Source organism: Streptococcus cristatus (genome assembly GCF_019685515.1).
Lineage (GTDB): Bacteria > Bacillota > Bacilli > Lactobacillales > Streptococcaceae > Streptococcus.
In genome coordinates this window covers 1,216,675-1,229,089 of sequence record NZ_JABFFN010000001.1, presented here as the reverse complement: position 1 = coordinate 1,229,089, position 12,415 = coordinate 1,216,675, and the positions used below count along the sequence as shown (strand labels likewise).

7 protein-coding genes are annotated in these 12,415 nt (G+C 43.3%); 6 read left to right on the top strand and 1 reads right to left on the bottom strand.

Features of this window, described 5'->3' with window-relative positions; genetic code table 11:
* Nucleotides 1-19: 19 nt before the first annotated feature.
* The gene (locus FOA33_RS05875) at nucleotides 20-190 is read right to left on the bottom strand and encodes a DUF3042 family protein (protein ID WP_001051782.1); all 171 of its coding nucleotides are present in this window, start codon (nucleotides 188-190) and stop codon (nucleotides 20-22) included.
* 120 nt (nucleotides 191-310) lie between these two features.
* Here FOA33_RS05875 and miaA point away from each other — a divergent pair, with 120 nt between their 5' ends.
* The 6 genes from miaA to bgaA all read left to right on the top strand — a co-directional run bounded on the left by miaA (nucleotide 311) and on the right by bgaA (nucleotide 12,251).
* The gene (miaA, locus tag FOA33_RS05870; protein WP_221160962.1) at nucleotides 311-1,195 is read left to right on the top strand and encodes a tRNA (adenosine(37)-N6)-dimethylallyltransferase MiaA; all 885 of its coding nucleotides are present in this window, start codon (nucleotides 311-313) and stop codon (nucleotides 1,193-1,195) included.
* A complete protein-coding gene (gene hflX / locus FOA33_RS05865; protein ID WP_221160961.1) occupies nucleotides 1,188-2,426 on the top strand; it encodes a GTPase HflX in 1,239 nt (412 codons plus the stop codon). Before miaA ends, hflX begins: the two co-directional genes overlap by 8 nt.
* A complete protein-coding gene (locus FOA33_RS05860) occupies nucleotides 2,419-3,042 on the top strand; it encodes a cystathionine beta-lyase (RefSeq protein ID WP_221160960.1) in 624 nt (207 codons plus the stop codon). Before hflX ends, FOA33_RS05860 begins: the two co-directional genes overlap by 8 nt.
* Nucleotides 3,043-3,056: 14 nt before the next feature.
* Complete coding sequence (gene rnz, locus FOA33_RS05855; RefSeq protein WP_221160959.1) at nucleotides 3,057-3,986, top strand: ribonuclease Z; 930 nt, start codon at nucleotides 3,057-3,059, stop codon at nucleotides 3,984-3,986.
* Between the two features lie 20 nt (nucleotides 3,987-4,006).
* A complete protein-coding gene (locus tag FOA33_RS05850; protein WP_221160958.1) occupies nucleotides 4,007-4,762 on the top strand; it encodes an SDR family NAD(P)-dependent oxidoreductase in 756 nt (251 codons plus the stop codon).
* Nucleotides 4,763-5,012: 250 nt separating this feature from the next.
* Entirely contained in the window at nucleotides 5,013-12,251 is a 7,239-nt protein-coding gene (bgaA, locus tag FOA33_RS05845) for an LPXTG-anchored adhesin/beta-galactosidase BgaA (protein WP_221160957.1), read from the top strand.
* Nucleotides 12,252-12,415 lie beyond the last annotated feature (164 nt).

The following is a 12,415-nucleotide window of genomic DNA, read 5'->3' as shown; positions in this document are numbered from 1 at the left end:
TCTCAACTTCTTTTGTGCATTAATGTGATACGCGACGGCGAGCTGCCTTTTTGCGGTTTTCTTCGATGAAAGCTGCTTTTTGCTCTTCTGGCTCAATCACTTTCTTTTTAATTGCGTATACTGCACCCGCAACGGCAGCGACAGTGCCTGCGACACCTGTTACAAGACCTTTAGCGAATCCTTTAGCCATGAGTCTTCCTCCTTTATCTTCCCGAACAGTCAGGCTCCTCAAGAGGTAGCATTTTTCTGACTGACCTTTTTGTGATATAATAATAGTAACGAAAAAATGGGAATTTTTCAAGGAAAAAAGATGAAAACAAAAATAATTGTGATTGTTGGACCGACTGCTGTTGGGAAAACAGCCCTTGCTATTGAGGTAGCCAAGCGCTTTGGTGGAGAGGTGGTCAGCGGTGACAGTCAGCAAGTATACAGAGGGTTGGATATTGGTACGGCCAAGGCTAGCCCAGAGGAGCAAGCAGCTGTTCCTCATCATTTGATTGATGTCAGAGAGGTGACCGAGTCTTACTCGGCTTTTGATTTTGTTTCAGAAGCTAAGAAGGCTATTGAGGAGATTCAAAGTCGTGGCAAGCTAGCCATTATAGCTGGAGGCACAGGGCTTTATGTCCAGAGCTTGCTTGAAGGCTATCATCTAGGTGGGGAAACACCTCATGAGGAGATTTTAGCCTATCGGGCTAGTTTGGAGCCTTATTCAGATGAGGAATTAGCCCATCTTGTGGAGCAATCAGGTCTTGAAATTCCCCAGTTTAACCGTCGTCGTGCTATGCGTGCCTTGGAGATTACCCATTTTGGTCAGGATTTGGAAAATCAAGAGACTTTGTATGAACCTCTGATTATCTGCTTAGATGATGAGCGTAGTCAGCTTTATGAACGTATCAATCGCCGAGTGGATCTGATGTTTGAGGCTGGTCTTTTGGATGAGGCTAAGTGGCTTTTTGACCATTACCCTGATGCGCAGGCAGCCAAAGGAATTGGCTACAAGGAACTATTTCCATATTTCCGTGGGGAGCAGACTTTAGAGGAAGCTAGTGAGAGTCTCAAACAGGCTACCCGTCGTTTTGCCAAGCGTCAGTTGACCTGGTTCCGTAATCGCATGCAGGTGACCTTTTATCAGATAGGAGAGTCTGGCGTGAAGGAGCATATTCTAAGCCAGATTGAGGAGTTTTTAAATGATTGAAACGGAGAAAAAAGAAGAACGAGTCCTACTCATTGGTGTTGAACTGCAGGGCATGGATAATTTTGACCTCTCCATGGAAGAGTTGGCCAGTCTGGCTAAGACAGCTGGGGCAGTTGTAGTAGATAGTTACAGACAAAAACGGGAAAAGTATGATTCCAAGACTTTTGTTGGTTCTGGTAAGTTGGAAGAGATTGCACTCATGGTAGATGCGGAAGAAATTACGACTGTCGTCGTCAACAACCGTCTGACACCACGGCAAAATGTCAATCTAGAGGAAGTTCTCGGTGTTAAAGTTATTGACCGTATGCAGTTGATTCTGGATATCTTTGCTATGCGGGCTCGAAGCCATGAAGGGAAACTCCAAGTCCACCTGGCCCAGCTCAAATATCTCTTGCCTCGCTTGGTTGGTCAAGGGATTATGCTCAGTCGTCAGGCTGGGGGAATTGGTTCCCGTGGTCCAGGTGAGAGTCAGTTGGAACTGAACCGTCGTAGCGTTCGCAATCAAATCACAGATATCGAGAGACAGCTTAAGGTGGTTGAGAAGAATCGAGCGACAGTCAGAGAAAAACGCTTGGAGTCGAGTACCTTTAAGATTGGCTTGATAGGCTACACCAACGCTGGGAAATCAACCATCATGAACACCTTGACCAGTAAGACCCAATATGAGGCAGATGAGCTATTTGCGACCCTGGATGCGACGACTAAGAGTATCCATCTGGGAGGCAATCTCCAAGTAACTTTGACAGATACCGTGGGTTTTATCCAAGATTTGCCGACAGAGTTGGTGTCCAGTTTCAAGTCAACCTTGGAAGAAAGTAAGCATGTAGACCTTCTGGTTCATGTCATCGATGCCAGCAATCCTTATCACGAGGAGCATGAAAAAACGGTTCTGTCTATCATGAAAGACTTGGATATGGAGGATATTCCTCGTCTGATCCTTTATAATAAAGCGGATTTGGTGGAGGATTTCACGCCTACTCAAACGCCGTATACCCTCATTTCTGCCAAGTCTGAGGGTAGTCGTGAGCAGTTGCAAGCATTGTTTTTGGAGAAGATCAAGGAAATTTTTGAAGCATTTACCCTGCGCGTGCCTTTTGCTAAGTCCTACAAGATTCATGATTTAGAGAGTGTAGCGATTCTTGAAGATCGTGACTACCAAGATGATGGAGAAGTGATTACAGGCTACATTTCCGAGAAAAATAAATGGAGGTTAGAGGAATTTTATGACTGATATTAAAACCTTGGCTCTAAAATATGGGGGCTATACAAGTCTGGATAAGGTCTATCTAGATCAACTTCTAGCTGGCAAAACAGAGCAAGAGCAGATGGCTCTCATCACCCCTCCGCCCAGTGTCGTCAATGCCTACTTTGCAGAACTCTACCAGAAAAAGAGTCCTCAAGCTGCGACGGATTATTTTGCAGAACTAAGCCAGGAATTGAACCTCTACAATGCTGAGCCAAGTTTCACCTTTGAAAATAAGCCTTTCATTCGTCTTAATTTATCTGGCAAATCTTTTGGATTTTGCTACGAGAGTGAAGGACTGGGAAGGATTTTCTCTGAAAATGAAGAGGAAATCTCGAATGACTTGCTTTTTGAGATTGCGCAAATTTTCCCCCATCAACTCGTCTTTGAAGAGTCTGGAAAGATTTACATGAAGAATGCCGGAGACGAAGAAGTTGTTAGTGTGGAGAGTCTCACAGCTTTGACTGATTTGGAAAGCTTGGCTGACGGTCGTAAGCGTCTCAAAGGCTACAGCCAAGAGGATGTATTACAAGAAGCTGTTGCTTTTTCTGGCAAGCGTTATTTCCGATCGGAAAACCGCACAGCCATGTTATATATTGATTAATTAGAAAGTATCAAATGGATATTCAATTTTTAGGAACGGGGGCTGGTCAGCCCTCTAAAGCCCGCAACGTCTCAAGTCTCGCCCTGAAACTCTTAGATGAGATTAACGAAGTTTGGCTCTTTGACTGTGGAGAAGGAACGCAAAATCGCATTCTGGAAACCACGATTCGACCACGTAAGGTCAGCAAAATCTTTATCACTCACCTGCATGGAGACCATATCTTTGGCTTGCCAGGATTCCTTTCTAGTCGTGCCTTTCAGGCCAATGAAGAGCAGACAGATTTGGACATCTATGGACCGCAAGGGATCAAGTCCTTTGTCTTAACTAGTTTACGTGTGTCAGGTTCTCGTCTGCCTTACCGCATTCATTTTCATGAGTTTGACCAAGATTCTCTAGGGAAAATCCTTGAGACCGATAAATTCACTGTGTATGCAGAGGAGCTGGATCACACTATTTTTTGTGTTGGTTATCGTGTCATGCAAAAGGATCTTGAAGGAACTTTGGATGCTGAAAAACTTAAGGCTGCTGGTGTTCCATTTGGCCCGCTTTTTGGAAAAATCAAAAACGGCCAGGATGTTGTTTTGGATGATGGGACTGAAATCAAGGCGGCAGACTATATCTCAGCTCCCCGTCCTGGTAAGATTATCACCATACTTGGTGACACCCGCAAAACCAATGCTAGTGTGCGTCTGGCTGTTAATGCCGATGTCCTGGTCCATGAGTCCACATATGGCAAGGGCGATGAGAAAATTGCCCGCAATCACGGTCACTCAACCAACATGCAGGCGGCACAAGTAGCGGAAGAAGCAGGAGTCAAACGCCTTTTGCTCAATCATATCAGTGCCCGCTTCCTCTCAAAGGATATTAGTCAGCTTAAGAAAGATGCTGCAACTGTTTTTGAAAATGTCCATGTGGTTAAAGACTTGGAAGAAGTGGAAATCTAGAAGATTGAGAAAGGATAAGTATGCGTACTATTCTCATTACCGGAGCTAGCGGTGGCTTAGCCCAAGAAATGGTCAAACTCTTGCCAAATGACCAATTGATCTTGCTAGGTAGAAACAAGGAAAAACTGGCACAACTCTACGGAAATCATCCTAATGTGGAATTGATTGAAATCGACATTACCGATGACCCAGCCCTAGAAACTCTGGTAGCTGACCTCTATCTCCGTTATGGCAAGATTGATGTCTTGATTAACAATGCTGGTTATGGTATTTTTGAAGAGTTTGACAAGATCTCTGATCAAGACATTCACCAGATGTTTGAGGTTAATACCTTTGCCCTGATGAATCTGTCTCGTCGTCTTGGAGCTCGTATGAAGGAAAGCCGGAAAGGGCATATTATCAATATCGTCAGCATGGCAGGTTTGATAGCGACTGGCAAGTCCAGCCTTTACTCAGCGACCAAGTTTGCGGCCATTGGTTTTTCAAATGCTCTGCGCCTCGAACTTATGCCTTACGGTGTTTATGTAACGACGGTCAATCCAGGACCAATTCGTACTGCCTTTTTTGACCAGGCAGACCCAGATGGCAGCTACCTCAAGTCTGTTGATCGATTTCTCTTAGAACCAGATGCAGTCGCTAGAAAGATTGTCAAAATCATAGGAAAAAACAAACGGGAACTCAATCTCCCAGTTTTGTTGAATCTAGCCCATAAGTTTTATACCCTCTTTCCCAAGCTAGCTGATAAGTTGGCAGGGGGAATCTTTAATTATAAGTAAAAAAAGTTCCTTTTGTAAGGAACTTTTTTATAATATTTAACCGAATGTCAAAAATTTGTTTGTTTTTGTTCTAAATCTACATTCACTTTTTTTGAATCTTCTACAAATTTTAGAAAAAACAATCAAAAATACGATTTTTTGTGTTTAAGGTATTGAAATTTCCTATATTATTTTATAAAATAAGGGTAAAAGGCTATGAAAAAGTAATACGCCTACAAGAAAATGGAAGCGGTTACTAAAGGAGGATTTTATGGAAAAAGGCCATTGGAATCGTAAAAGAGTCTACAGCATTCGTAAGTTTGCCGTAGGCGCTTGCTCTGTCATGATTGGAACCTGTGCGGTTCTATTTGGAGGAAGTGTCATTGGAGAATCACCAGTTTTCGCTGATGAAACTCCTATCGCCCGCACTGTGGAACAAGCAAAAGAGGAAAGTCCGGCAGTGGAGGAAAAAGAAGGTCAAGCTGTAACAGAGCACAAGGATGTTGCAAGTGTCGACCAAAGTCAAGCTACTCCAATTGAAGCAAGCAAGCCAGAGAAGAAAGAAGATGAACCTGTAGCTCCAAAAGAGGAGAAAGCATCTCTAAAACCTGAAGAAACAGCTCCAAAGGTAGAATCTCAAGCTTCAAGTCAAGAAAAGCCTGTCAAGGAAGATTTGAAAGCTGCGACAAATGAAGAAGTAAATCAAATGATTGAAGACAGAAAAGTGAATTTTAATCAAAATTGGCACTTTAAACTCAATGCAAACTCTAAAGAAGCTGTGAAACCAGATGCAGATGTTTCGTCATGGCAAAAATTGGATCTACCACACGACTGGAGTATCTTTAACGATTTTGACCATCAATCACCTGCCCAAAACGAAGGTGGACAGCTCAATGGTGGTGAAGCTTGGTATCGCAAGACCTTTAAACTTGATGAAAAAGATCTTAAGAAAAATGTTCGTGTGACCTTTGATGGGGTCTACATGGACTCTCAAGTCTATGTCAATGGCCAGTTAGTGGGACATTATCCAAACGGTTATAACCAGTTCTCATACGATATTACCAAATACCTTCACAAAGATGGTCGTGAGAATGTGATTGCTGTCCATGCAATCAACAAACAACCAAGTAGCCGTTGGTACTCAGGTAGCGGTATCTACCGTGATGTGACCTTGCAAGTGACAGATAAGGTTCATGTTGAGAAGAATGGAACAACCATCTTAACACCAAAACTAGAACAACAGCAACATGGCAAGGTTGAAACGCATGTGACCAGCAAAATCGTCAATACAGACGATAAAGACCATGAACTGGTGGCAGAATATCAAATCGTTGAACGTGGTGGTCAGGCTGTAACGGGCTTGGTTCGTACAGCGAGCCGTACCTTAAAAGCACATGAATCAACAAGTCTTGATGCTATTTTAGAAGTTGAACAACCAAAACTCTGGACAGTTTTAAATGACAAACCAGCCTTGTACGAATTGATTACGCGTGTATACCGTGATGGTCAGTTGGTTGATGCTAAGAAAGATTTGTTTGGTTACCGTTACTATCACTGGACTCCAAATGAAGGTTTCTCTTTGAATGGTGAACGCATTAAATTCCATGGTGTTTCCTTGCACCATGACCATGGAGCGCTTGGAGCAGAAGAAAACTATAAGGCAGAATATCGCCGTCTCAAACAAATGAAGGAGATGGGGGTTAACGCCATCCGTACAACTCATAACCCTGCAAGTCCACAGACCTTGCAAATCGCAGCAGAACTTGGTTTGCTCGTTCAGGAAGAGGCCTTTGATACGTGGTATGGTGGTAAGAAACCTTATGACTACGGACGTTTCTTTGAAAAAGATGCCACTCACCCAGAAGCAAGAAAAGGTGAAAAATGGTCTGACTACGATCTTCGTACCATGGTCGAAAGAGACAAAAATAACCCAGCTGTCTTCATGTGGTCTATCGGTAATGAAATCGGTGAAGCCGATGGTAAACCTCATTCTCTAGCAACGGTTAAACGCTTAGTAAAAGTGATTAAAGATGTTGATAAAACCCGTTATGTTACTATGGGAGCAGATAAGTTCCGCTTTGGTGATGGTAGTGGTGGTCATGAGAAGATTGCCGAAGAACTGGATGCAGTTGGTTTTAACTACTCAGAAGATAACTACAAGAAACTTCGTGCGAAACATCCAAACTGGTTGATTTACGGTTCAGAAACATCATCAGCAACCCGTACACGTGGTAGCTATTATCGTCCTGAACATGAATTGAAACATAGCAACGGCCCTGAACGTCATTACGAACAGTCTGACTATGGTAATGACCGAGTTAACTGGGGTAAAACGGCAACAGATTCATGGACGTTTGACCGTGACAACGCTGGCTATGCTGGTCAATTTATCTGGACAGGTACGGACTATATTGGAGAACCTACACCATGGCACAACCAAAATCAAACTCCTGTTAAGAGCTCTTACTTTGGTATCGTAGATACAGCAGGTATTCCAAAACATGACTTTTATCTCTACCAAAGCCAATGGGTTTCTGTTAAGAAGAAACCAATGGTTCACCTTCTTCCTCACTGGAACTGGGAAGATCCTACTCTAAAAGCAAATGTTGCTGACTCAGAAGGTAAGATTCCAGTTCGTGCTTACTCAAACGCTGCAAGCGTAGAATTGTTCTTGAACGGAAAATCTCTCGGAGTTAAGACCTTCAACAAAAAACAAACCAGCGATGGACGCACTTACCAGGAAGGTGCAAATGCCAAGGAACTCTACCTTGAATGGAAGGTTGCATACCAACCAGGTACTCTGGAAGCTATAGCTCGTGATGAAGCTGGTAAAGAAATAGCTCGTGACAAGATTACCACTGCAGGCCAACCAGCAGGTGTTCGTCTCATCAAGGAAGAGCACGCAATCGCAGCAGATGGAAAAGACTTGACTTATATCTACTACGAAATCGTTGACAGCCAAGGGAATGTAGTCCCAACTGCAAATAATCTGGTTCGCTTCCAATTGCACGGACAAGGTCAACTTGTCGGTGTCGACAATGGGGAACAAGCCAGCCGTGAACGCTATAAGGCGCAAGCAGATGGTTCATGGATCCGCAGAGCCTTTAACGGTAAAGGTGTTGCCATTGTGAAATCAACTGAACAAGCAGGTAAATTCACGCTAACAGCCCACTCCGATCTCTTGAAATCTGATCAAGTAACCGTCTTTACTGGTAAAAAAGAAGACCAAGAAAAGACCGTTCTCGGGACAGAAGTACCAAAAGTACGTACTGTTATTGAGAAAGAGCCAAAAATGCCGAAGACAGTCGGTTTTATCTACAGTGATGGCAGTCGTGAAAAACGTCCAGTAACTTGGTCTTCAGTTGATGTGAGCCAAGCAGGAGTTGTGACTGTTAAAGGTATGGCAGACGGACGCGAAGTTGAGGCCCGTGTCGAAGTTCTAGCAATCGCAAATGAGCTTCCAACTGTTAAGCGTGTTGCTCCAGGAACAGACTTGAGCGCTGTTGACAAATACGTTTCTATTGCTGTTACGGATGGAAGCGTACAAGAATACGAAGTTGATAAGTGGGAGATTGCGGAAGCAGATAAAGCTAAACTGTCAGTTGCAGGATCACGTATTCCAATGACTGGCCAACTGGGTGGTGAGACTATTCACGCTACCCTTGTAGTAGAAGACGGTGATGTTGCAGCACCTGTAGCACCAAATGTAACTGTAGGTGGCGAATCTGTCACAGGCCTTACTAGTCAACATCCAATGCAATACCGCACTCTTGCTTACGGTGCATCCTTGCCTAAAGTCACAGCAAGTTCCGAAAATGCAGCTGTTACAGTAGTGCAAGCAAGCGCAGCAAACGGCATGCGTGCAAGCATCTTTGTTCAACCAAATGATGGTGGCCCTCTTCAAATGTATGCTATTCAATTCCTCGAAGAAGCGCCAAAAATTGACCATTTGAGCCTACAAGTGGAGAAAGCTGATAGCCTCAAAGAAGACCAAACAGTGAAATTGTCGGTTCGGGCTCACTATCAAGACGGAACGCAAGCTGTATTACCAGCTGATAAGGTGAACTTCTCTACAAGTGGTGAAGGGGAAGTCGCAGTTCGTAAAGGAATGCTTGAGTTGCATAAGCCAGGATCAGTCACTCTCAAAGCGGAATATGAGGGGGCTAGAGGCCAAGTTGACCTCACTATCCAAGCCAACACTGAGAAGAAGATTGCGCAATCTATCCGTCCAGTAAATGTAGTGACTGACTTGCATCAAGAACCTACTCTTCCATCAACAGTAACTGTTGAGTATGACAAAGGTTTCCCTAAAACTCATAAAGTCACATGGCAAGCTATTCCAAAAGAAAAACTAGACCATTATCAAACCTTTGAAGTTCTAGGTAAAGTTGAAGGCCTTGACCTTGAAGCGCGTGCTAAAGTCTCTGTAGAAGGTATCGTTTCAGTTGAAGAAGTCAGTGTGACTACACCAATCGCAGAAGCGCCACAATTACCAGAAAGTGTTCGTACCTACGATTCAAATGGTCATGTTTCATCAGCTAAGGTTACATGGGATGCGATTGATCCAGAGCAATACGCCAAGGAAGGTGTCTTTACGGTTAATGGTCGCCTAGAAGGTACGCAATTAACAACTAAACTCCATGTTCGTGTATCAGCTCAAACTGAGAAGGGAGCAAATATTTCTGACCAATGGACCGGTTCAGAATTGCCACTTGCCTTTGCTTCAGACTCAAATCCAACTGATCCTGTTTCAAACGTCAACGATAAATTGATTTCCTTTAATGACCGCCCAGCTAACCGTTGGACAAACTGGAACCGTACTAATCCAGAAGCTTCAGTTGGTGTCCTATTCGGAGATTCAGGTATTTTGAGCAAACGTTCAGTTGATAATCTAAGTGTCGGATTCCACGAAGACCACGGAGTTGGTGTACCGAAGTCTTATGTGATTGAATATTATGTCGGTAAGACCGTTCCAACAGCCCCTAAAAACCCTAGCTTTGTAGGTGAGGAAAACCATGCCTTTAACGATCCTGCAAACTGGAAAGAGGTAAGCAATCTCAAAGCACCAGCTCAATTAAAAGCTGGAGAAATGAATCATTTCAGCTTTGATAAAGTTGAGACCTATGCGGTTCGTATTCGTATGGTTCGACTTGATAGCAAGAAAGGAACGTCTATCACAGAAGTACAAATTTTTGCGAAACAAGTTGCGGCAGCTAAACAAGGACAAACAAGAATCCAAGTTGATGGTAAAGACTTAGCAAACTTTAACCCTGATTTGACTGACTACTATCTTGAATCAGTAGATGGAAAAGTTCCTGCAGTAACAGCAAGTGTTAGCAACAATGGTCTCGCTACCGTCGTTCCAAGTGTTCGTGAAGGTGAGCCAGTTCGTGTTGTCGCGAAAGCTGAAAATGGTGATATCCTAGGAGAATACCGTCTACACTTTACAAGCAATAAAGACTTGCTCTCTCGTAAACCAGTTGCCGCGGTCAAACAAGCTCGCTTGGTACAAGTAGGGCAACCGCTTGAATTGCCAACTAAGGTTCCTGTTTACTTCACAGGTAAAGACGGTTACGAAACAAAAGACTTGGCAGTTGAATGGGAAGAAGTTCCAGCAGAAAATCTGACAAAAGCAGGTCAATTTACCGTTCGAGGCCATGTCCTAGGTAGTGATCTTGTTGCTGAGTTCACTGTACGAGTGACAGACAAACTTGGTGAAGCTCTTTCAAATAACCCAGAGTATGATGAAAATAGTAACCGGGCCTTTGCTTCAGCCACTAACGACATTGATAGAAACTCCCATGACCGTGTGGACTATCTCAATGACGGAAATCATTCAGAAAATCGTCGTTGGACAAACTGGTCTCCAACACCATCTTCTAATCCAGAAGTATCAGCAGGTGTGATCTTCCGTGAAAATGGTAAGATTGTAGAACGGACTGTAGCGCAAGCCAAACTTCACTTCTTTGCAGATAGTGGTACAGATGCACCATCTAAACTCGTTTTGGAACGCTATATTGGCCCAGATTTTGAAGTGCCTACCTACTATTCAAACTACCAAGCCTACGATGCAGCTCATCCATTCAACAATCCAGAAAATTGGGAAGCTGTGCCTTATCGTGCGGATAAAGACATCGCAGCTGGTGATGAAATCAACGTAACATTTAAAGCTGTCAAAGCCAAAGCCATGAGATGGCGTATGGATCGTAAAGCAGACAAGAGCGGTGTTGCGATGATTGAGATGACCTTCCTTGCTCCGAGTGAATTGCCTCAAGAAAGTACCCAATCGAAGATTCTTGTAGATGGAAAAGAGCTTCCTGACTTCGCTGAAGATCGTCAAGACTACCAAATCACCTATAAAGGTCAACGTCCAAAAGTCTCAGTCGAAGAAAGCAATCAAGTAGCTTCAACAGTTGTAGATAGCGGAGACGATAGCCTTCCAATACTTGTTCGCCTTGTTTCAGAAAGTGGAAAACAAGTCAAGGAATACCGTATCCAGTTGACTAAGGAAAAACCAGTTTCTGAGAAGACTGTTGCCGCAGTACAAGAGGAACTTCCAAAACTCGAATTTGTTGAAAAAGATTTGGCCTACAAGACAGTTGAGAAAAAGGATCCAACACTGTATCTAGGTGAAACTCGTGTAGAACAAGAAGGAAAAGTTGGTAAGGAACGGATCTTCACAGCGGTTAATCCTAGTGGAAGTAAGGAAGAAAAACTCCGTGAAGTGGTAGAGGCACCGACAGACCGCATCGTCTTGGTTGGAACAAAACCAGGAACTTCCCTTCCAGAAGATGAAGTGAAGAACCTAGTCCTTAACAGACCAGAACTTGTAATCGAAGAAGAAACAATTGATTTCAAGGTTCAGGAACAAAAGAATGATCAGCTTCCAGCGGGTCAAACCCGTGTTCTCCAAGAAGGTCAAAAAGGTATCCGTGTTCACTTGATCGAAGTTGAAAATGGCAAGCGAACTGAAAAAGAAAGCTATGATAAAGTCATGGCTCAAGATCGCATCGTAGAAGTTGGAACGAAACCAGGAACCTCCCTTCCAGAAGATGAAGTGAAGAACCTTGTCCTTAACAGACCAGAACTTGTAATCGAAGAAGAAACAATTGACTTCAAGGTTCAGGAACAAAAGAACGATAAGCTTCCAGCAGGTCAAACCCGTGTTCTCCAAGAAGGACAAAAAGGTATCCGTGTTCACTTGATCGAAGTTGAAAATGGCAAGCGAACTGAAAAAGAAAGCTATGATAAAGTCGTGGCTCAGGATCGCATCGTAGAAGTAGGTACGGCTGGTGAAACGACCAAACCAGTACCTCAAGAATCTACAAAACCACAAGTATCAGAAAAAACAGATACAAAACAAAACACTTCAAGTGCAGCTGGTACGGTTCAAAAAGAGCAGTTACCAAATACAGGAAGTGCAGAAAGTCAAGCAGCTCTAGCAGCAGGCTTAGCTCTTCTCGGTTTGGGTGCAGGACTAGTAGCCACTAAATGCAAAAAAGAGGATTAGAATTTCTATGATATGAAGAGATGGGGACAAAATAGATTTATATTTTAAAAGCTCTTCATTATGAATTTTGAAAATCTAATAGATTAAATAAAAAGTGAACCAAATTATTCTGGGACAATCAGAATTCTGTTTAGTTCACTTTTTGTTATGTTCTAAACTTTTGA